Genomic DNA, 22,340 nt, shown 5'->3' with positions numbered 1-22,340 from the left:
AAACCCGGGGATTTTTTTCAACTATCTAACTGATTAGAAGTTGTAGGTACCGCGTGCGTAGAACGTACGGCCCATCGGATCGGCGTAGCGCGGATCGTAGCCAGCCTGGAAGGTGCCCGACTGGTACGACAGCGGTGGATCGCGGTCGAAGATGTTGCGCACACCAAAGGTCAGGGTCAGACCTTTGATGGCCTGCCACGAACCATAACCGTCGAACGTGGTGTACGACGCAACGCGGTGGTTTTCTACCTCCTCGTTTTCCTGGTCCAGGTAACCGGACTTGTAGCGGGCGGTCAGGCCGGCGCCGAACTTGTCTTTGCTCCAGGACAGGTTCATGGTGTTCTGCCAGCGGAAGATCACGCCGTCACCGTTGAAGGTGCCCAGCTTGTTGTTCAGTTGGTCGCCGATGAAGTTCTGGTACTCGTACTTGTGTACCCAAGTGCTGTTCATGGCAAAGTTAAAGTTGCCGTAGCCCGAGGTGCGCAGGCGGTAGTTCGCTGCCAGATCGACACCGTTGGTGTTCACGTCGCCCAGGTTCTGGTTACGCAGATCCAGGTAACCGCAGGTCAGCGGATTAGGGCATTGCGAACCGTCGGTTGCCAGGTCACCCTGTGGGTTGCGCTTGTAGGCGGAAGCGAACTTGACCGGATCACGCAGCACGTCGGAATCCTGCAAGGTGCTGATTTGCTGTGTCAGGCGGATGTTCCAGTAGTCGGCCGACAAGGTCAGGTTAGGCACGCCTTCCCAGACGATACCCAAGGTACCGGTCTTCGAACGTTCTGGCTGCAGTGCAGCATTACCACCATTGAGCACCTGGAACTGCTGACGGCAGTTGGCGCCGGCGGTTTTTCCCGGGATCGGGGTGCCGTTCGGGCAATTGATCGGGTCGTTCAGCGTGTTGGCCGAGTTGGTGTAGGTGTTCTGTGCGTTGATCTCATAAAGCGACGGTGCACGGAAACCTTTCGAATACGAACCACGGAACAGCACGGTATTGACCGGCTTGTAGGTGAACGAGAATTTCGGATTGGTGGTATGGCCGAAATCGCTGTACTTGTCGTAACGGACAGCAGCGGTCACATCCAGGTTCTTCAGTACAGGCAGGTTCAATTCGCTGTAGAAGGCCGAAACGTTACGCTTGCCCACACTCAGGGTGTTTGGATCGATGCCGGTGGAGGCAACCACGCGCTCGGCGAACACGGTGTTGGCTGCGCTGCGGAATTCCTGGTGCTCATACTGCGCGCCAACTGCCAGGCCAGCCTGGTTGCCGGTGTTGAACCAGTCGCCAACCTGACGGGAGAATTGCACGTCCGCGCCCTTGTTGGTACCCTTGGCGTTCATGATGTTACCGGCCAGCGCTGCGCTGTCGAGTAGTGCGGTCCCAGCAGCGTCCTGGTCGCCGAAGACGTTGATCACGCCATCGCGCACGCCGGCGGTGATGATGCCGCCATCGCTGTAACCCGACAGGTTTTGCTTGACCTTGTTTTCATTCCAGGTCAGTGCCGATTTGTAATCCCATCCGCCAATCGAGCCTTCCAGCGACAGTACTGCGCGCTGCTGCTTGTTGATGTTCTCGTCCTGGCGCGGGCCATGCGGCAGGTCGCGCCAGCGGGCGCGCACAAAGCCGGGCTGCACGCCAGCGGTCTGGCTGCCGACGGTGTCCATGAAGGTTGGCGACAGGCCAGCCACGCCAGGCGTGGAGCCATTGCCTGGGTAGTAAGGGTTCAGCGTGCCGTTCGGACGCAGACGGTTGATGTACAGGCCACCGTATGGCACCGGTGCGATGGTGGTTTCAACCTTGCTCTCGGTCGACAGCAACTCCAGCGCCAACTGATGGTTGGCGTTGAGGTTCAGGGTACCTTTGATAAGACCCGTGGTGCGTTCGGTTTTCGGAATGTAGTCAACGAAGGCCGAGGTGGTCATCAGGCAGCCGCCGTTGCCGTCAGGGATCAGGAAGGTACCGTTGGTGCAGCTTGGCGCCGCCTGGTTGCCGCTGATGTCGCCCTGGAAGTAATTGGCCGGGCTGGTCGAAGCCGACAGGCCGCCAGCGTAGCGCTTGTTGTAGTCTCGGTCGGTTCCGGTCAGCGCTTTTTGCGACTGGTGGTCCACCATGGCGAACACGTTGTAGCCGTTTTCGCTCAGGTCGCCGAAACCGAAGCCGATGTTGGCGTTGTTCGACGAACCGCCGCCGTGTTGCGACGAGTCGGCGCCCAGGGTAACGGTACCGCCACGGTAATCTTTTTTGGTGATGAAGTTGATCACGCCGCCGACCGCGTCGGAGCCGTACAGCGACGAGGCGCCGTCACGCAGCACTTCGACGCGCTCGAGGGCGGCGAAGGGGATCATGTTCAGGTCGGGAGCCGAGCTGTCGAAGGCGTTGTTTGCCAGGCGACGGCCGTTCAACAGAACCAGGGTCTTGTTGGCGCCGATGCCGCGCATGTCGGCGAACGCTGCGCCGCCGGTGCCGGAGCCCACGGTCTGGCTGGTACCCTGGCTCGACTGCGAGACGCTCAGGTTTGACATTACCTGTTCGATCGTGGTGATGCCTTCCTTTTTAAGGTCGTCCATGCGCAGCACGGTGACTGGTACCGCGGTTTCAGCGTCGATACGCTTGATTGCCGAACCGGTAATTTCCACGCGCTGGATCGGCGCGTCGGCTTGTTGGGCCATGGCTGGTTGTGCCAGCACAAAAGCGGCGCCGCTTGCGAACATCAAGCGCAGCGAACGCGACATTACGGTTTCCATCATCATTGTTACAACTCCCAGGGTTTGTTACTTCTTCTAAAAAAAATTCTCTGCCCGGCGAATCGATGCTGAGATTGGCCGGAGTCGAGTATCAAACCATTGCAGCGTTGTGTGGTCAATGCAAGCACTGTAACAACTTTGAAATAAACAACACTTTTCTCGGCATTTACAAAAAAAACAGATTTTATTACAAAGAAATACAAAAGTTTTCATGGTTTATTGCGTATTTGTGATAGTCGTGCTGGATCCGGCCAAACGGCATAGACTACTTGCAATTAGTGCGGCAGCAACGACCGGTCGCATCGTTCCGACGCCGGCGTGTTCGATGCCTTAAAAAAAAACCCGGCTGTGCCGGGTTTTATCAATGGGAGAGGTGCCGCCGGACTAGCGGGCTGACTGCGCCGCTGCCATCGACAGCGCTACTGCCTCCGCCACCTTGATGCCATCGACGCCGGCCGACAGGATGCCGCCCGCGTAGCCGGCGCCTTCGCCAGCCGGGAACAGGCCGGCCGTGTTCAGGCTTTGCAGGGTGTCGTCGCGGCGCTTGATGCGGATCGGCGACGACGTGCGCGTCTCCAGACCGGTCAAGACCGCGTCGTGGCGGAAATAGCCCTTCAGTTGCTTGTCGAATGCCGGAAACGCTTCGCGCAGCGCGGTCACCGCGTACTCGGGCAGGATCTGCGCCAGGTCGGTCAGGTGCACTGCCGGCTTGTACGACGGCACCACGGTGCCGAACTCGGTCGAGGCACGCCCGGCCACGAAATCGCCCATCAACTGGCCTGGCGCGTCATACGTACCGCCGCCCAGCTCGAACGCTTTTTCTTCCAGCCGGCGCTGGAATTCCATGCCCGCCAGCGGATGGCCCGGGTAGTCCACCTCGGGCGAAATGCTGACCACAATGGCGCTGTTGGCGTTGCGCTCGTTGCGCGAGTACTGGCTCATTCCGTTGGTGACCAGCCGGCCCGGCTCGGACGCGGCTGCGACCACCGTGCCGCCCGGGCACATACAGAAGCTGTACACGGCGCGGCCGTTCGACGCGTGGTGCACCAGCTTGTAATCGGCCGCACCGAGGATCGGGTGGCCGGCGTTGGGGCCGAAGCGGCAGGTATCGATCAGCGATTGCGGGTGTTCGACCCGGAAGCCGATCGAAAACGGTTTCGCTTCTATATAGACACCACGGTCGTACAGCATCTGGAAGGTGTCACGCGCGCTGTGGCCGATCGCCAGCACCACGTGGTCGGTGACGATCTTCTCGCCGCTTTCCAGCATCACGGCGCGCACCTGGCGGCCATCGGCGGTCTCTTCGATATCGATATCGGTGACCTTGCTGTCGAAGCGGTATTCGCCGCCCAGCGCTTCGATGTTTTCACGCATCGATTCCACCATCTTGACCAGGCGGAAGGTGCCAATGTGCGGCTTGCTCACATACACGATTTCCTCGGGCGCGCCGGCCTTGACGAACTCCGTGAGCACCTTGCGGCCGTAGTGCTTGGGATCCTTGATCTGGCTATAGAGCTTGCCGTCCGAAAAGGTGCCGGCGCCGCCTTCGCCGAACTGCACGTTCGACTCGGGATTGAGCTTGCGCTGGCGCCAGAAGCCGAAGGTGTCCACGGTGCGCTCGCGTACCACCTTGCCGCGCTCGAGAATGATGGGACGCAAGCCCATTTGCGCCAGCAGCAGCGCTGCCAGCAGGCCGCAAGGGCCGATGCCGATCACCACTGGGCGCTGGAAGTCCGGGTGCGCCGCCAATTGCTCGCCGTCGGCGACGAACTTGTAGGCCATGTCCGGCGAGGGCATCAGGTGGGTGTCATGGCGCCGATGTGCGAGCACAGCGGCTTCGTCCGCCACCTCGATGTCGAGCGAATAAATGAGGACGATGGCCGACTTTTTACGGGCATCGTAACTGCGCTTGAAGACTGTAAAGCCGAGCAGGTCTTCGGCTGCGATGTCGAGCCGCGCCAGGATAGCGGCCGGCAACTCGGCTTCGGTGTGGTTCAGTGGGAGTTTGACTTCATTGAGACGCAACATGGTGTAGTTCCGAAAAGTGCAGGGCTCCGTATCTAGCGGAGAGCGGTGCGGCTGCGTGGGCGGCCGCAGGGCGCTATTTTACCGCTTCCTGGCAGCAAGGTACGTGGTTGCCGATCGCTACTTCTACTTCATCCCGTTGCCGGAATATGTCGATTATTAATCTCGGTCACGTAACAAAATAAATAAATTGTTTAGTTATGTAATAAATATCGGCGTGAACGTCGTTGTTCTCTAACAACGGATTTGAACCGGTTAAATACACGCTGTAGCAGGCTGAAACAAGTTTTCAAACTTCAAACGTACTTTTATTGTGCAGAACGGTTGCGCCAGTTTGTCTCCATTCATTTTTTGTTGACAAAAAGAATGCGCTGCATTGCTGCATGAAAGCGAAAAAAAAGTTCTTTCATCAGTATTTTTTTTTTGGGAAAAATTGATTTTGGCGAACAAAATTCTATGATTGATTTGATGCATATCTTAATGACAATTGCTTTTTTAAGAATTTTTTCATAATGGCTGCACCAAATGATCTCGTTGTGCACCATTTTGGTCAGCATTGGGTCGCAGGAAAAATTTCCAGCCGTATATAGACAAAACAAACGCCAAATGTTTTGATGCAGTGGACTCGGATACAGAGTGTTACAAACGTGTGCGCCCGGCTGGGTGGCGGCGGAAGATTTTAATAAGCGCCTTTAAAAGAGGCGTAACTGAGGTATTTCTCGACAACGAGAATTCAACTACGGGAGCTTCACAATGATTCAAGAGAAAAAGATGTCCCTGGCATTGCGTGCCGTGTTCGCCAGCGGCATGATGGTGGGCGCGTCGGCGGTCATGCACAACGCGGTAGCGCAAGAAGCCGCTCCGGCCAGGATCGAACAGGTGCAGGTGACGGGTACCCGTATCACCACGCCTGGCACGACCTCAACCAGCCCCATCTCGTCGGTGAACTCGGAAGAAATCCGTGCCTCCCAGCCTGTGGCCGTCGAAGAATTCTTCAAGAGCCTGCCTGCAGCGGTGCCTGCCGTTGGTGCTGGCGTCAATAACGGTTCCGGTGGCGGCGCCACCATCGACCTGCGCGGCCTGGGCCCAAACCGCTCGCTGGTCATGATCAACGGTCGCCGCATGGTGCCATTCAATCTGAACGGCGCGGTCGATACCAATTCGATTCCGCTGGCGCTGCTTAACCGCGTCGATCTGCTGACCGGTGGCGCTTCGGTGTCGTACGGCGCCGATGCGGTCGCCGGCGTGATCAACTTCAACCTCAAGCGTAACTTCACCGGCCTCGATGTTTCCACCTCGTACGGTGGCACCACCGGCGACCGTGACGGCAAGCGCAAGCGCACCGACCTGACCATGGGCGCCAGCCTCGATGAAGGCCGCGGCAACGTTGTCCTGAGCATCGGCAAAACCAGCGCCGATCCGGTCACCCAGGGTTCGCGCCCTTACGGTGTTACCAGCCTGAGCTCGGTAACCGGCCGTCCGACCGGCTCCAACACCACGATTCCCGGCGGTTTCGCCGTGTCCCAGGGCACTGGCGGTACCAGCACGCTGGCCGGCAACTGGCAGATCGATCCTGCCAGTGGCCGCCTGGTACAGCCACTGGTGCAATACAACACCAACCCGCTGAACTACTACGCGACCGGCCTGGAACGCACGCAAGCGACCTCGCTGGCCAATTATCGTGTGAATGACCATGCCGACGTGTACGCCGAACTGTTCTACACAACCAGCAAGGTCGCTTCCACGCTGGCGGAGTCGGGTACTTTCGGCAACGTCTTCAACGTACCAATCGGCAACCCGTACATTCCTGCCGCCGCGCGCCAGCAGATTTGCGAACGCCGTGGCATCACCGCCGCCAACTGCGTGCCGGGCAACGCCACCATGGTGCCGATGACCATCAATCGCCGCTTCGTCGAACTGGGCCCGCGTTTCAACAACTTTGACAACAAGAGCCTGCAATACACGCTGGGTGTGAAAGGCGACGTCGCCTTCGACTGGACCTACGACGCCAACTGGACCCGTGGTTCGGCCGACCAGATCCAGACCCGCCAAAACTGGGGGTCGCTGTCGAAAGTGAGCCAAGCGCTCAATGCTCTGAACACCACGTCCTGCGTCAATACCGCCAACAACTGCGTACCGCTCAACGTGTTTGGCGCTGCCGGAAGTATTACCCCTCAGCAGCTTGCGTTCATCAACGCCAGCGCGCTGCTGTTGCAGAACGTCAAGCAGGACGTCGCTTCGGTGAATTTTTCGGGTAGCCTGGGTAGCTCGTTCGTGAGCCCGTTCGCCAACGAGCCGATCACCATGGCGATCGGTGGCGAGCAGCGTAAAGTGACCGCCAGCACCCAGTCCGACGCAGCGTCGCAAATCCAGGCCGAGGTACTCGGTACCGGCGCGCCTACCCCGGACCGCAGCGGCAGCTTCCGCATGCGCGAGTACTATACTGAAGCTCAAGTACCGCTGATCCGCAATCTGCCATTCGTGCGCGAACTGAACGGTGAGCTCGGCTACCGCCGTACCGAATTCAGTGTTGCCGGTGCGGAAAAGAGCTATGGCAGCTGGAAAGGTGGCGGCGACTGGTCGCCAGTCAAATCGCTGCGCTTCCGTGCTTCCGTGCAAAAGGCTACCCGCGCGCCGAACGTGAACGAATTGTTCCAGCCGCTGACCACCGGCCTGTCCAACGTAGCGGTCGATCCGTGCCAGCTGGCGCTGATCAACCAGGCGCAAGCCAACACGCCAGGTACGCTGTCGAACCTGTGCCGCCTTACCGGTGTGCCGATCGGCGAAATCGGTTCGGTGCCGGTGCCATCGTCGGGCCAGATCAACAATGCAAGCGGCGGTAACCCCGCCCTGGGACCTGAGGAAGCCAAGACCAAGACCATCGGCTTCGTCTGGGAACCGATCGCAAAACTGGCCATCTCCGTTGATTACTACTCGATCAAGCTCGAGAAGGCAATTTCTAGCCTGAGCACGACAGACATTCTTGATCGCTGCTACAAGACCGAGTTCAATCCATCGTTGGCCTTTAACGACTCGTGCGCCGCGATCGGCCGCAACCCTGCCAACGGTACCTTCAACGGCGCCGGTTCGAGCGGTGTTGCCACGCCACTGTCGAACTTGGGTCGCCAGTCGACCAGCGGCTACGATCTGAACGTGAACTACAAGCTCGGCGCCAGCCAGATCAACCTCGATCCGAAGTTCGGCATCTTCGACCTCGCCTTCGCCCTGACCCAGGTGCAATCGTTCAAACTGAATGATCGCGATTGCCTCGGTTACTACTCGGTGGCTTGTAACAGCATCAACAGTTCCAATGCACCGGTGTACAAGCGCAAGTTCAACCAGCGCCTTACCTGGAACGTCGGCGACTTCGCGGTCGGTTACAACTGGCGCTATGTCAGCTCGACCGATGTCGAGCCAGGTTCGGGCACCTATCTGCCGGAGTACTCGCACATCAAGGCCCACAGCTATGTGGATCTCTCCGGTGTGTGGAACTTCAGCAAAAACCTGCGTTTTAATGTCAGCTTGAACAACGCTGCCAACAAGAAACCACCGATTGTCGGTGCCAACGTCTCGACCACCTCCATGGATAGTGGTAACACCTTCCCGAGCGCCTACGATACCATTGGCCGTTACATCACCTTTGGCGCCAACCTGAAGTTCTAAACTGAACTCCTAAGCCAGAGCCAACAAAAAACCCGCGTCTGCACAGTGTGCAGCGCGGGTTTTTTCATTGGGTGCTTGCTGTTACATCCCGCCCCAGGCCGCGCTGAGCACCGCCACGGCCGCCAGCGCCGCAGTCTCAGTGCGCAGCACGCGCGGCCCCATCGACAGCGCCAGCGCACCATGGCGCAGCGCCAGGTCTTCTTCCACATCGCTCAAGCCGCCTTCGGGACCGATCACCAATGTGACTGCCTGCGGCGGCTGCGCGCGCGCCCAGCCGGCCAGCGATGTGGTAGCGCGCGGGCTGAGGATGATGCGCGGCTGCGCTGTTTCCGGCGCGCGCGCGATCCACTGCTTGTAGTCCTGCGGTGGCGCCAGCGTGGCCAGCCGATTGCGGCCGCACTGCTCGGCCGCCGAAGCGATGATGGCCTGCCAGTGAGTCAGCTTTTTCTCTGCACGCTCGGCCGACAGCCGCACCACGCAGCGCTGCGCGGCCAGCGGTTCGATGGCGGACACGCCCAGTTCCATGGCCTTTTCGATGATCCAGTCCATTTTGCTCGCTTCAGGCAGCGCCTGCGCCAGCGTGACCGCAAACGGCAACTCGATTTCCACTGCCTGGTGGTCGTCGATGTCGGCGCTGGCGCTGCGCCGTGCGACCTCTCGCAGGGTGGCGGTGTACTGGCCGCCGGCGCCGTTGAACAGAGAAATGGTGTCTCCCTCGGTCAGGCGCAACACCTGGATATGGTGGGCCAGGGTGTCGGGCAAGGTGACGCGTTGACCGACGGTCAGCGGCAGGGGAAGGTAAAAGCGGGGCATGGTGGTCCGGTCGAATGATCTGGCGTCATTTTAATCGTTGACCAGCCTGGTCGGAAGTCAATCAAAGAAAAGCAACCATAAGTAGAATATTGCACATCGATAGTGCAAAACATATCCGTATCGGTGCATTCCCATTTTAATTTGCACCCGCTTGGTGAAAAATTAATATTTTGCCATTTTTTCAGGAATTTCCGGTCACCGCAAGTATTCGGCCATATGAGGAAAACAAATACAGATATACGAATATTATTCAATAAATTTATTTTTAACAGTATTATTGTATGGCTTTTGTTGGTAATTCATGTAAAAAAAATTTTTTGAAAAATTCATTATTAAACCAATTTGCAACACTTCCTGCCGTTCTTCGTTGTTTTCTTGCGTAATGAAACTTGTGTTGTTGACAGTGTTATGTCTCGCATGTTTTTATTGATTTATAGACGGAAATCATACTGTCTAGTAAAAGTTGGTAACAGCTTTCCACAAGAGAGAGCTCGGGCAATCTTGCCTACAAGGCAAATCTATATTCGGGAATAATTGATATGTTGAGAAAAACAGTTCTGGTCAATGCGCTGTCGCTGGCTTTTGCCACAGCCGCCATGACGGTAGCGGTGGTGCAGCCGGTGATGGCGCAGTCGAATGCATCGGGTACCGTGTACGGCCGCGTGGCTGCCGGCTCGGCTTCCTCTGTGGTGTTGAAAAATCTTGATACCAACCTGACGCGTACCGCACCGGTGGACGCCAGTGGCAGTTTCAATGTGACCGCGCTGCCGATCGGCCGCTACACCGTGACGCTGCAGCAAGGCGCCACCGCCGGCGCCACTTCCAACATCGAAGTATTAGCTGGCCAGGGTGTGGAAGCCCAGTTTGCCGCAGCCGGTACGCAGACGGTGCAGATTACCGGCCGCCGCAGCCGCATCGACGTCTCCAGCGCCAACAACGGCGCCACCTTCACTGCGCGTGAACTGTCGCGCCTGCCGATCGAACAGTCGGTAGATGCCATCATTCAACTGGCGCCAAACACTACCCGCGCCGACTCGCGCTATGCCGCTGGCGCCAGCTTCGCCGGTGGCGGCGCATCGGAAAATGCGTACTACATCAACGGTTTCCCTGTCACCAATCCGCTGACCCAGCTGGGCGCATCGGAACTGCCGTTCGGCGCCATCGCCCAGGCTCAGATCCTGACCGGCGGCTTCGGCGCCGAGTTCGGGCGTTCGGTCGGCGGTGTGGTCAACGTTACCACCAAGAGCGGTACCAATACCTGGGAAGCGGGCGCAAGCTTTTCCATCGAACCGAATTCGCTGCGTGCCAAGGCCAAGGATACCTACTATCCAAACACAGGTGCGCCCGAGAATATGGATGCCCCGGGCCGGGTTGGCACCGACGGCACGCTGTTCCGCCGTAACCAGGACAACAGCCGTACCGAGAAGATTTACGGCGCCTACGTTGGCGGCCCGATCATCGAAGATAAATTGTTCCTGTTCGCGTCGGCGGAAACCCGCCGTTACGATGTCGAAGGCACCAATGCCACGGCCAGCAATCTCGGTACCCGCACCTCGACCCTGAATGGCGTTTCGGGCTGGGAAGAGAAACAGGATAAGATCGACCGCTACATGGTCAAAATGGACTGGAATATCACCGACAATCATCGCCTGGAATTGACGGCGCTGGGCGATACTGCCAAGACTGATCGCCAGTTGTATAGCTACGATTACGCGACGTTCACGCACGGGAACACCCTGAAAGCTTCGCAGCACTACAAGAACAGCGAAGACTATACGCCATCGGTTGGCGCCAACACGCAGATCTTGCGCTACACGGGCAATCTGACAGATAACCTGACCGTGCAGGCGCTGGTGGGCCGCAGCAAGACCGAGAACGCTAACCGCTACGATTTGGTGGGACCGCCATCTTCCGGTCCGCTGTTCCAGGTCAGCGCGCCGGCCGCAGCCCGCGTCCCCGGCTTTAACTACGACAGTACGCAAGTGTTGTCAGGCCTGGTGACCGCCAATGATTCGAGCAGCAAGATCGATTCCAATCGCCTTGATCTGGAATACAAGCTCAATACGCACTCGCTGCGTGCCGGTTTCGACAACAACAAGCTCAAATCCGGCTCGGCAGGCGATGTGTATGGCGGCGGTGGTACCTGGGTTTACAGCAAAACCAATAACCCTCTGACGCCAATCAGCGTTGGCGGTGGCTATAACATCGTGCCGGGCACCAGCGGCGGCCTCGGCGCTCAAGGCTATTACGTCAGCAACCGTATCTTCGATTCGACCACGTCGGCCGGTTCCGACCAGTCGGCACAGTACCTGGAAGACCGCTGGCAAGTCACCAAGGATGTGCTGCTGACCTTGGGCCTGCGCAACGAGAGCTTCAAGAACAAAAACGGCGATGGCATCACGTTCCTGGAAGTGGAAAACTTCGTCCAGCCACGCGTCGCCGCAGCATGGGACGTGTTTGGCGACGCCAGCCTGAAAGTGTTTGGTAGCGCCGGCCGTTATGCGCTGCAGATCCCGACCCACCTGGCAGTGCGCGGGGCCAGCCGTTCGCTCAATACCCGCCAATACTTCACCTATACCGGCACCGATGCCAATGGTCTGCCACTGGGCCTGTCACCGATGACCGGTGTGTTCTCGACCAACAATGAGCTGGGCCAGGCCAAGGATCCGAAGACCCTGACCGCGCTCGACATCGATCCAACTTACCAGGATGAAATCACGTTGGGCTTTGAAAAAGCGTTTTCGCCGAGCCTGAACTTCGGCGCCAAGGCTACCTACCGCAAGCTCAAGTCGACCATCGACGATTTCTGCGACGGTTCGGTGATGTATGCATGGGCCGATCGTAACAATGTCGATTCCAGCAACTACGCCGGTTTCAACTGCGCTTCGTTCAACCCGGGCAAAGACAACACCTTCCTGGTGGACTTCGCCAACAACGGTACCTATTCGACCGTGCACCTGAGCAAGGCCGAACTGGGCTTCGAAAAAGCTAAGCGTAACTACACGGCGGTCGATCTGTTCGCCGAGCACCCGATGCGCAACGGCTGGTATGGCCGCGTAAACTACACCTGGTCTAAGAGCAAGGGCAACACCGAAGGCCAGACCCGTTCGGACAACGCTCAAACCGATGTTGCCGCCACCTCGACCTGGGATAACTACCCACTGATGATCGGCGCCAACGGCTTGCTGCCAAACGACCGCAAGCATCAGATCAAGGCATTCGGCTTCTACGAGTTCAATTCGGAATGGCAAGTCGGCGGCAACGCTCTGATCGCTTCGGGACGTCCACGCAGCTGCTTCGGCAACCGTCCTGACATTCCTGCTGACATCGATGACTACGGTTCCGTGTATTTCTACTGCGACAAGGAAACGCCACGTGGTTCGCTGGGTCGTCTGCCATGGGACAAGCGCCTGGACGCTAACGTTGTCTACCGTCCGGAAATCGTCAAGGGCCTGTCGGTCAAGATCGATGTCTTCAACGTCTTCAACAAGCAGACCGCGCAGACCATCGACGAGACCTACAACCTCGAAGGTACTGTCATCAACTCGACCTACGGTCGCGTGATCAGCTACACCGCGCCACGCGCGGCCAAGCTGACCGTGGAATACAACCACCGCTTCTGATTACTGAAGTAATCGAAGTCCAAACCGCCGGTCTGCCCGGCGGTTTTTTTTATGGGGGCGTGAGCTCTGGTAAAATACTGTGTTCAGCAGCACTGCAGTTGGCAGCTCTCGGATTTCAAACCTCCCGCACTCACTTATCACCATGAACACTACGCTCCCGCACACCAACATGGCCAACGCGATCCGCGCATTGGCAATGGACGCCGTCCAGAAAGCCAATTCCGGCCACCCAGGCATGCCGATGGGCATGGCAGAGATCGCTGTAGCGCTGTGGAGTGGGCATTACAGCCACAACCCGGCCAATCCTAAATGGGTCAACCGCGACCGCTTCCTGTTGTCCAACGGCCACGGTTCGATGCTGCACTACGCGCTGCTGCACCTGTCCGGCTACGCAGTGACCATGGATGACATCCGCGCCTTCCGCCAGATGCATTCCAAAACCCCGGGCCACCCGGAAGTCGATATCACGCCGGGCGTGGAAACCACCACCGGTCCGCTGGGCCAGGGCCTGGCCAACGCGGTCGGCATGGCGCTGGCCGAATGGCTGCTGGCGAGTGAATTCAACAAGCCGGGGCTCGAAGTCGTCGATCACTACACCTACGCTTTCCTCGGCGACGGTTGCCTGATGGAAGGTATTTCGCACGAAGTGTGCGCGCTGGCCGGCACCCTGGGCCTGTCCAAGCTGATCGCCCTGTACGACGACAACGGCATCTCGATCGACGGCAAAGTCGAAGGCTGGTTCACCGACGACACCCCGGCCCGTTTCGAAGCCTACGGCTGGAACGTGATCCGTGACGTGGACGGCCATGATGTGGCTGCCGTTTCGGCAGCGATTGCCGCCGCCAAGACTGCTACCAAGCCGACCCTGGTCTGCTGCAAAACCGTGATCGGTAAAGGTTCGCCAAACCTGCAAGGCGGCGACAAGGTGCACGGCGCCGCGCTGGGCGACAAGGAAGTGGCCAATGTACGCGAATACATCGGCTGGTCCGCCGCGCCGTTCGACATTCCTGCCGACGTGTACACCGCGTGGGACGCCAAGGAAGCGGGCGCCGCCCAGGAAGCCGCCTGGACCAAGCTGTTCAACGACTACAGCGCCCAGTTCCCGGCCGAAGCTGCCGAACTGAGCCGCCGCATGGCCGGCGACCTGCCAGCTGCCTTTGACGCAACGCTGGCTGCCGCGATCGCTGCCACCGTCGAAAAGAAAGAAACCATCGCCACCCGCAAGGCCAGCCAGAACGCCATCCAGGCACTGGCGCCGGTGCTGCCGGAATTCCTCGGCGGTTCGGCTGATCTGACCAGCTCCAACCTGACCAACTGGAAAGAATCGGTTGCCGTGCGTTCGGGCAAACCGGGCAACCACGTCAACTACGGCGTGCGCGAATTCGGCATGGCCGCCATCATGAACGGCGTGGCCCTGCACGGTGGCTACATCCCGTTCGGCGCCACGTTCCTGACCTTCTCCGACTACAGCCGCAACGCGCTGCGCATGGCTGCGCTGATGAAACAGCGTTCGCTGTTCGTGTTCACCCACGATTCCATCGGCCTCGGTGAAGACGGTCCGACCCACCAGTCGGTCGAGCACATTTCGTCGATGCGTTTGATCCCCAACCTGGACAACTGGCGTCCATGCGACACCACCGAATCGATGGTGGCCTGGGGCGAAGCGGTCAAGCGCAAGAACGGTCCATCGACCCTGATCTTCTCGCGCCAGAACCTGCCGTACCAGGAACGCGCGCCGGAAACCGTGGCCGCGATCGCCCGTGGCGGTTACGTGCTGCAGGAAGTGATCGATGCCAAAGTCACCCTGATCGCCACCGGTTCCGAAGTGGAACTGGCCGTCGCTGCCGCCTCGGCACTGAACGCCGAAGGCATCGCCGCGCGCGTGGTGTCGATGCCATCGACCGACGTGTTCGACCGCCAGGACGCAGCCTACAAAGCCAGCGTATTGACCAAAGGCGTGCCACGCGTGGCGATCGAAGCCGGCGTCACCGATTTCTGGTACAAGTACGTGGGCCTGGAAGGCGCCGTGGTCGGTATCGACACCTTCGGCGAGTCCGCACCAGCGGGCGTGCTGTTCAAGCACTTCGGCTTCACCGTGGAAAATGTTGTCGCGAAAGCCAAACTGGTGATTGCTTAATCTATAATTGCTTGTTGAATTAAGGGACTTCTAAAACCGTAGCGAGCGGTCCGATATCGTCTGGAGTGGCGGAAGCGTACGGACGTACGCTGAGCAACGGAGAGGCGATAGCGGGTTGCGCAGTAGGTTTGAGAGGTCTTCTTACCTAATTTTTTTCAATCAGGAGCTGAGTATGACGATTAAAGTTGCAATTAACGGCTACGGCCGTATCGGCCGCAATGTACTGCGCGCTTTCTACGAAGGCGGTAAAAAGCAAGACATCCAGATCGTTGCGATCAACGACCTGGGCGATGCCAAGTCGAACGCCCACCTGACCCGCTACGACACCGCCCACGGCAAGTTCCCAGGCACCGTGGAAGTAGACGGCGACAACATGATCGTGAACGGCGACGTGATTCGCGTGTTCGCCCAGCGTAACCCGGCAGAGATCCCATGGGGCGACCTGGGCGTGGACGTGGTGCTCGAGTGCACCGGCTTCTTCACCACCAAAGAGAAAGCTTCGGCTCACCTGAAGGGCGGCGCCAAGAAAGTCATCATCTCGGCGCCAGGCGGCAAGGACGTCGATGCCACCATCGTGTACGGCGTGAACCAGGACGTACTGAAAGCGTCGGACACCGTGATCTCGAACGCTTCGTGCACCACCAACTGCCTGGCACCGCTGGTCAAGCCACTGAACGACGCCATCGGCGTTGAAACCGGCCTGATGACCACCGTGCACGCTTACACCAACGACCAGGTCCTGTCGGACGTGATGCACGAAGACCTGCGCCGCGCCCGTTCGGCGACCCAGTCGATGATCCCGACCAAGACCGGCGCTGCTGCCGCGGTTGGCCTGGTGCTGCCGGAACTGAACGGCAAGCTGGACGGTTTCGCGATCCGCGTACCGACCATCAACGTTTCACTGGTCGATCTGACCTTCATCGCCAAGCGCGACACCACCGTTGATGAAGTCAACGCGCTGATGAAAGCAGCTGCCGAAGGCGACCTGAAAGAAGTGCTGACCTACCAGACCGAACCACTGGTATCGATCGACTTCAACCACAACCCGGCGTCGTCGAACTTCGATTCGACCCTGACCAAAGTGTCGGGCCGACTGGTCAAAGTCTCGTCGTGGTACGACAACGAGTGGGGCTTCTCGAACCGCATGCTCGACACCACCGTCGCCCTGATGAACGCCAAGTAATTTTTGGCTGTTCCATGAAAAACGCTCCGGCCCTTGCGGGACCGGAGCGTTTTTTTATGCCCGGCCGAGGTGGCCGGGCAGGAGGCAGTATTACAGCGTTACACGCAGGCCGAGGTAGTAGCGGCGGCCGATAGGATCGTAGGCCGAAGCATTGGTCTCGGTACCGGTGGTGTTGCCTGGCAAGCCGGTGACGATAGGTGGCGCTTTCTTGTCGAAGGCGTTGTCCATGCCGAAGTACACTTGGTAGTTCTTCTTGACGTCATAGGTCAGCTGGAAGTCGGTCGTGGTGTACGAACCGATCTTCGGTGCCAACTGCGGGTCTTCGTAGGTGTTGAGGAACTGGTCGTCCAGACCGGCGCGGCCGGTATAGCTGGTGGTGGAGTTGATGCCGAAGTCGCCCCACTTGTAGGCCAGGTTGAGCACTGCCTTGTTGCGTGGCGACTCCACTTCGCCAGCCGATTCGTCCTCGGCCTCGCCCGGCAGCGGTACTGCCCACAAGGTTTTCAGGTAGGTGTACGCAACCTTCGCGCTCAGACGACCTGGACCGACACGGTCCGCCCACGACGCGGTCAAGTCGATACCCTTGGTGCCGTAGCCACCGCTGTTGGTGACGGCCGTGTCGCTGTACTTGATCGAGCCGGGGCTGTTCGAGCCTTCGGCGGTTGCACGACGCGTGATCAGCGCGCAGTAGACCGGGTTGCCGCCGCCGTAGCACTGTGCCAGCGAGAACTGGCGTGGAGTGCTGACGATTGCTTCCGAGATCTTGATGTTGAAGTAGTCGGCCGTAAAGGTGAACTTGCTCAGCATCGGAATCATGGTCGGGGTGACGACAACGCCGATGGTGCTGGAGCGGCCCTGTTCGGCGCCCAGGTTCGGATTGCCGCGGTTATAGCCGCTGACACCCTGTTTGTCGGCCTGGTTCAGGGTGAACACGCCACCGTTGGCGGCAAGGTTGGCGGCGACGCCCGGTGCTGCGCGGCAGGCTACGCTGATCGGGTCGCTGCCGGTGGCGGTAATGCCTTCGCACGGATCGCTGACCGACGGGAAGTCCTGGCTAGGCGGCTGGTACAACTCGTTGATGTTAGGCGCCCGGGTGGACACTGCGCGGGTGCCACGGAACTTGAGTGACGATACGGGCGCCCACTCGAGACCAGCATTCCAGCTGTTGGTGCTGCCCACCGTCGAGTAGTCGCCATGGCGGAACGAACCACGGAAGTCGAGGTTTTTGGCCAACACGACGTCCTTGAGCAGCGGTATCCGGGTTTCGGCATACACTTCGCGGACGTTGAATTTGCCGTACGTCGGTGGCGTGGCGTTGCCGGCGTTCAGACCAGCCTGGGTCAGCGGGTCGGGCACGCTGCTGGAATCTTCGCTGCGCCATTCGAAGCCGGCGCTCAGGCCGATGTTGCCAGCTGGAAGACCCCACGGCAGATCGCCGCCGACGTTGGCGCCAGCGATTTTCTGGGTGATTGCCGTTTCCAGCGAACCGGGTGCGGTCACGTATTTCAACGCTTCCGGGGTGATGGTGCCAAAGCCGAACATATTGATCGGTACGCAACCGTCGGTGCGGGCCTGGACGTCGGCGCACATGACACCGCCACTTCCATTGGGCACGCCAGCGAGCGAATTGCGCAAGCTCATGATGTTGACCTGGCCGGTCGAGTTTTGCGACTCGGTGGTGCGGCCATAGCTGACGAACGCGTCGTAGTTCCAGTCGTTGGTGAACGGCAGCACGCCTTTGACACCGGTGGCAAGGCGCAGCGTGCCGCGATTAACCGAGCTGTGGCGCGGACCGAACTCGGTCAGGCGGCGGGTGAAGCGGTAGTCGCGCAGGCCGTCACCGTTGGTGTCGGTCATGCGGTTCCACAGGTAGTCCGGAATGAGCGGGTTGCGTATTTTGACGCCGCCGATCAGGCTTTCACCAGGCACAATGCCATCCGGGCGATACACGTTGGACGAGTCGAGCGCAAACGGTTCGATGTTGGTATCGACCTTGGTCTGGGCATATGTACCCTCGAAGAAGGCGTTGTTGTTATCGTTGAGCTTGAGCGTACCGTTGGTGGCGAACAGGAAGCGCTCGGTCGGCACGGCAATGGTGCGGTACTCCGAACGGTTGAACCCGGTGGCCGCGCCGTTGTTGCCGTTGGTATCGAACGGAATCGGGTTGCCATTGCGGTCGTAGGTGTAGTTGCCTGCCGGGCCGTTGGCTGCGTTGCCGTAGAAGAAGCGGCCTTGCGGCGCAAAGCTCGAGTAGTACGGCGAAATGGTCTTGAAGATATCGCGCACGTCGCCGGTGACGGCTTCGGCGAGCGAGTACTGGTCGACTGCTGCGCCGAGGCCCGGCCGGTCTTTCGACATTACCGAACCCTGCTTGGAGTAGCCGAAGTGACCCATGATGTTGCTGGCGCCATCGGAACTGGTGGTGCCGAAGGTGATCGCCAGTTTTTTCTTGGAGTCGTCACTGCGGCTGCTGCGGCCCACCGAGGCGTCGACGGTGACGCCTTCGAAGTTGCGTTTAAGGATGATGTTGACCACACCGGCTACGGCGTCCGAACCGTAGGTGGCTGAGGCGCCGCCGGTCATCAGTTCCACGCGTTCGATGAAGTCGATCGGGATGGTGTTCAGGTCGACTGCGGTGTCGCCGGGAACGCCGGAAACGAAGCGGCGGCCATTGACCAATACCAGCGTACGCGATTCGCCGAGGTTACGCAGGTTGACGGTCGATACACCGCCACCCGACGTCAGGAAATTGGAGTTGGTACGGCTCAGGCCAGGGGTACCCATGGTCGGATTTTTTTGCAGCAGATCCTGCAAGTTGACGGCGCCCGAGGCAGCAATGTCGGCTGAAGTCAGTACTTGCAACGGGGTAGGCGAATCGGCATTCGGCGACAGCAGGCGCGAACCGGTGATTTGTACTTTCTGCACCGTGTTAGCCGAAACGGTCTCCTGGGCCAGGACGGCTTGCGAACTCATTGCCAGCCCCGCAACGCAGATCATGCGTACCGCGTGGGACAGCTTTCTTTCCTTGATCATTGTAACTCCCTGATTTAATGGCTTTTGTACTCTTACGGGTCGAAAATGAGTGTATTTCGATCCTTACTTTGGCACCACGAGGTAACTGTGTAAACGATTTGATAAAACATTCCCTGAAAAACAACACTAATAATTGTGCTACTTTCAGGCAACTAACTTTGCGGCAGCGCTAGACGAAAAAAAAGCCGGGAGGCATCCCGGCTCAATGAAGGTGGCAAAGCTCAGCCGTCGCGATGCCCGAAAATACTGTCCCACAACGTCAGTACATGCCTGACCTCGCCGGCCACCAGCGCCGGGTCCACCCGCGCCAGGTCCTGGCCTTGCAGGCGCAGCTGGTGCTGCAATTTGCGCAGCTTGCGGTAGGCGTTGCCCACTTCGGCCGCCAGGTCCACGTCGATCAGGCCCAGCCCGGCCATCATTTTCAGCAGGCCGATATTGCCCATGTTGACGGTCAGCTCCGGGTACTGCGCCGCGTGCTGCAGCACCAGGTACTGCACCATGAACTCGATGTCGATCATGCCGCCCGCATCCTGCTTGAGGTCGAACTGGGCGGTGGTGTTGGGCTTGGCGTCGGCCATGCGCTTGCGCATGGCGATCACTTCGGTGCGCAGCGGGCTGTCGGCCGGGCGCTCCTTGCGCAGCACGGCATCGCGGATCTGGTCGAAGCGCTGGCCGATGGCGGTGTCGCCGGCGCAGAAGCGCGCGCGCGTGAGCGCCTGGTGTTCCCAGATCCAGGCCGAGCTGGTCTGGTATTTTTCAAACGCTCCCACGCTCGAGACCAGCATGCCCGAGGCGCCGTCCGGGCGCAGCGCGGTGTCGATGTCGAACAGGATGCCGGCCGACGTGTATGACGTCATCCAGGTGATGAAGCGCTGCGCCAGCTTGGCGTACTGGGCCGGCGCGTCCTGATCGAGGTCGTCGTACAGGAAAATCACGTCGAGGTCGGACACGTAGCCGAGTTCCTTGCCGCCCAGCTTGCCGTAGGCGATTACCGCGAACTGCGGCACCTCGCGGTGGCGCGTGGCCACCGTTTGCCAGATGGCCTGGATCGCTGCCGCGACGATGGTGTCGGCCAGCGCCGACAGGTGGTCGGCCAGCCGCTCGACGGTGAGATCACCGGCCAGGTCCTGGGCCAGCAGGTGGAACAGCTGGGCGTGGTGGATCTCGCGCAGGATGTCCATCTGCCGCTCGGTGTCGCCGGCGGCGGCGTCGAGTTGCAGGCGCAGGTCGGCCGCCAGGCTGACGGGATCGAACACGGCGTTGCGCACGCGGTCGTCGAGCAGTTCGTCGAGCAGGATCGGGTGCTGGCTCAGGAACTTCGCGGCCCAGCCGCTGGCATGCACCATGCGGATCACGCGCGCCAGTGTGTGCGGGTACTCGGTCAGCAACGACAGGTAGGCCGAGCGGCGCGCCACGGCTTCGAGGAAATCGAGCAGCCGGCCCAGCGTGGCATGCTGGTCGCCGCCCGTTTCGCGCGCGCATTCGACGATCAGCGGCAGCGCGGTGTTGATCAGCGCCTGCAGGCGGTTGCGGCTGGCCTCGGGCAGCGACTGCAGGCGCGGCGCCTGCCACGTGGCGACCAGGCGCTTGGCGGCGCCGGCCGCATCGGTGAAGCCGAGCGCGCTGAACTGCGCCACCATCGCCTCGACGTTGTCGGGATCGGCGCATTCGTTGCTCGATTGCAGTTCTATCTGGTGCTCGTTCTCGCTGGTTTTATCGGAGAACATTTCGTCGAACTGGCCAGCCACGAACTGGCGGTGCGCTTCCAGCTGCGTCAGCAGGGTGGGCACATCGGCCACGCCCATCATTTCCGCCACCAGCAGGCGGTCCGCGTCGTTGGCGGGCAGGGTGTGGGTCTGGGCGTCGTCCAGGTATTGCAGGCGGTGTTCCAGGTTGCGCAGGAAAGTGTAGGAAGCGAGCAGTTGATAGACGATGGTGTGAGACAACAGGCCTTTTTCGGCGACGATGCGCAAGGTGGTGCGGGTGGAGCGGTCGCGCAGGGCGGCGTCGCGGCCGCCCCGGATCAGCTGGAACACTTGCGTGAGGAATTCGATTTCGCGGATGCCGCCCCGGCCCAGCTTGACGTTGTTGCTGCGGTCGGGGTGCAGGCGTTCCTGGCGGTTCACTTCGGCGCGAATCTGGGCGTGCATGGTGCGGATGGCGTCGATCACGCCGAAGTCGAGGTAGCGACGGAACACGAACGGACGGACGATGGCGTCCAGCGCATCGATATCCTCGGCGCGGCCGGTGACGGCGCGCGCTTTTACCCAGGCATAGCGTTCCCATTCGCGGCCCTGGACGATCAAATAGTTCTCCACCATCGACAGGCTGGCCGCCAGCGGGCCGGAGCCGCCATTGGGGCGCAATGCCATATCGACGCGGAATGTGTAGCCATCTTCCGTGATCTCCGCCAAGGCGGCAATCAATTTTTTGCCGAGGCGAATAAAATATTCGTGGTTGGACAGGCCGCGCTGGCCGGGGGCGGCGGCCGTGTCGCCATCCTCCGGATAGACGAAGATCAGGTCGATATCGGACGAGACATTGAGTTCGCGTCCGCCTTGCTTGCCCATGGCCAGCACCATCAGTTCCTGCGCCACGCCCGAGTCGCGTCCCGTCGGTACGCCGTGGGCCGCGCGCAGTTCGGCATCGATTTCGGCCACGTGGCGGGCGATGGCGAAGTCGGCAAAGCGTGTCATCGTTTCCACCACTTCACCGAGGTCGGCGCGGCCTTCGAGGTCGCGGCGGATCAGGCCGCACACCAGCAGGTTACGCAGGCGCCGCATCGAACGCACCAGTGGCAGCGGCGGCGCGCCGTCGGGGCCGGCAATGGCTTCCTGTGCCAGCAAGGCGTCGAGGTCGATGTCGGCGAGGTTGAGTTGGCAGAGGACATCGGACTTGGCGGCGCGGTCGGGCGCGGCGGCCAGCCAGCGCTGGTAAAAACGGGAAACGGTAGGGGCGATCATGGGCTGGCAGCGACTTGGTTGTAAATTAATCGGAAAATGCGTGTAAAAACATTGGTTTGCGTGGCCGGCCGCCGCTGTGCAGTCGTCTCGATGCGGTAGAATCGTCGCACAGGCAACCAGCTTGAACCGAACGTAGCATTAATTGTATGGCCAGCGGC

General features: G+C 59.9%; 9 protein-coding genes. 4 read left to right on the top strand and 5 right to left on the bottom strand.

Annotated elements, in window-relative coordinates:
- Nucleotides 1–33: 33 nt before the first annotated feature.
- On the bottom strand, nt 34–2,730 hold the full coding sequence (locus tag ASF04_RS00860) for a TonB-dependent receptor (protein WP_056137497.1): 2,697 nt from the start codon (nt 2,728–2,730) through the stop codon (nt 34–36).
- Nucleotides 2,731–3,126: 396 nt separating this feature from the next.
- Nucleotides 3,127–4,770, bottom strand: coding sequence for an NAD(P)/FAD-dependent oxidoreductase (locus ASF04_RS00855; RefSeq protein WP_056137496.1), 1,644 nt, complete (start codon nt 4,768–4,770; stop codon nt 3,127–3,129).
- A 768-nt stretch (nt 4,771–5,538) separates the two neighbouring features.
- Between ASF04_RS00855 and ASF04_RS00845 the strand changes: the two genes are divergently transcribed.
- Nucleotides 5,539–8,430: a TonB-dependent receptor domain-containing protein gene (locus ASF04_RS00845; RefSeq protein WP_162241414.1), complete on the top strand. Its 2,892-nt coding sequence runs from the start codon at nt 5,539–5,541 to the stop codon at nt 8,428–8,430.
- 81 nt (nt 8,431–8,511) lie between these two features.
- Here the strand turns inward: ASF04_RS00845 and ASF04_RS00840 are convergent, their stop codons facing one another.
- Entirely contained in the window at nt 8,512–9,243 is a 732-nt protein-coding gene (locus ASF04_RS00840) for a 16S rRNA (uracil(1498)-N(3))-methyltransferase (protein WP_056137493.1), read from the bottom strand.
- A 539-nt stretch (nt 9,244–9,782) separates the two neighbouring features.
- On the opposite strand from ASF04_RS00840, the gene ASF04_RS00835 reads away from it, so the two are divergent.
- The 3 genes from ASF04_RS00835 to gap all read left to right on the top strand — a co-directional run bounded on the left by ASF04_RS00835 (nt 9,783) and on the right by gap (nt 16,186).
- On the top strand, nt 9,783–12,866 hold the full coding sequence (locus tag ASF04_RS00835) for a TonB-dependent receptor plug domain-containing protein (protein ID WP_056137492.1): 3,084 nt from the start codon (nt 9,783–9,785) through the stop codon (nt 12,864–12,866).
- A gap of 142 nt (nt 12,867–13,008) precedes the next feature.
- Nucleotides 13,009–15,003: a transketolase gene (gene tkt, locus ASF04_RS00830; protein WP_056137491.1), complete on the top strand. Its 1,995-nt coding sequence runs from the start codon at nt 13,009–13,011 to the stop codon at nt 15,001–15,003.
- Between the two features lie 172 nt (nt 15,004–15,175).
- Nucleotides 15,176–16,186: a type I glyceraldehyde-3-phosphate dehydrogenase gene (gene gap / locus ASF04_RS00825; protein WP_056137490.1), complete on the top strand. Its 1,011-nt coding sequence runs from the start codon at nt 15,176–15,178 to the stop codon at nt 16,184–16,186.
- A 90-nt stretch (nt 16,187–16,276) separates the two neighbouring features.
- On the opposite strand, the gene ASF04_RS00820 is transcribed toward gap, so the two are convergent.
- Both ASF04_RS00820 and glnE read right to left on the bottom strand, forming a co-directional pair.
- On the bottom strand, nt 16,277–19,219 hold the full coding sequence (locus tag ASF04_RS00820; protein WP_056137489.1) for a TonB-dependent receptor domain-containing protein: 2,943 nt from the start codon (nt 19,217–19,219) through the stop codon (nt 16,277–16,279).
- Between the two features lie 221 nt (nt 19,220–19,440).
- Nucleotides 19,441–22,182: a bifunctional [glutamate--ammonia ligase]-adenylyl-L-tyrosine phosphorylase/[glutamate--ammonia-ligase] adenylyltransferase gene (gene glnE, locus ASF04_RS00815; RefSeq protein ID WP_056137488.1), complete on the bottom strand. Its 2,742-nt coding sequence runs from the start codon at nt 22,180–22,182 to the stop codon at nt 19,441–19,443.
- Nucleotides 22,183–22,340 lie beyond the last annotated feature (158 nt).

It is taken from the genome of Duganella sp. Leaf61 (genome assembly GCF_001421905.1).
Classification (GTDB): domain Bacteria; phylum Pseudomonadota; class Gammaproteobacteria; order Burkholderiales; family Burkholderiaceae_D; genus Rugamonas; species Rugamonas zoogloeoides.
This window is presented reverse-complemented; position numbering and strand designations above follow the sequence as displayed.

Coding starts and splice junctions, on each gene's coding strand:
- ASF04_RS00860 (WP_056137497.1), bottom strand. CDS start 2,730: ATGTCGCGTTCGCTGCGCTTGATGTTCGCAAGCGGCGCCGCTTTTGTG.
- gap (WP_056137490.1), top strand. CDS start 15,176: ATGACGATTAAAGTTGCAATTAACGGCTACGGCCGTATCGGCCGCAAT.
- ASF04_RS00845 (WP_162241414.1), top strand. CDS start 5,539: ATGTCCCTGGCATTGCGTGCCGTGTTCGCCAGCGGCATGATGGTGGGC.
- ASF04_RS00855 (WP_056137496.1), bottom strand. CDS start 4,770: ATGTTGCGTCTCAATGAAGTCAAACTCCCACTGAACCACACCGAAGCC.
- ASF04_RS00835 (WP_056137492.1), top strand. CDS start 9,783: ATGTTGAGAAAAACAGTTCTGGTCAATGCGCTGTCGCTGGCTTTTGCC.
- ASF04_RS00820 (WP_056137489.1), bottom strand. CDS start 19,219: ATGATCAAGGAAAGAAAGCTGTCCCACGCGGTACGCATGATCTGCGTT.
- ASF04_RS00840 (WP_056137493.1), bottom strand. CDS start 9,243: ATGCCCCGCTTTTACCTTCCCCTGCCGCTGACCGTCGGTCAACGCGTC.
- tkt (WP_056137491.1), top strand. CDS start 13,009: ATGAACACTACGCTCCCGCACACCAACATGGCCAACGCGATCCGCGCA.
- glnE (WP_056137488.1), bottom strand. CDS start 22,182: ATGATCGCCCCTACCGTTTCCCGTTTTTACCAGCGCTGGCTGGCCGCC.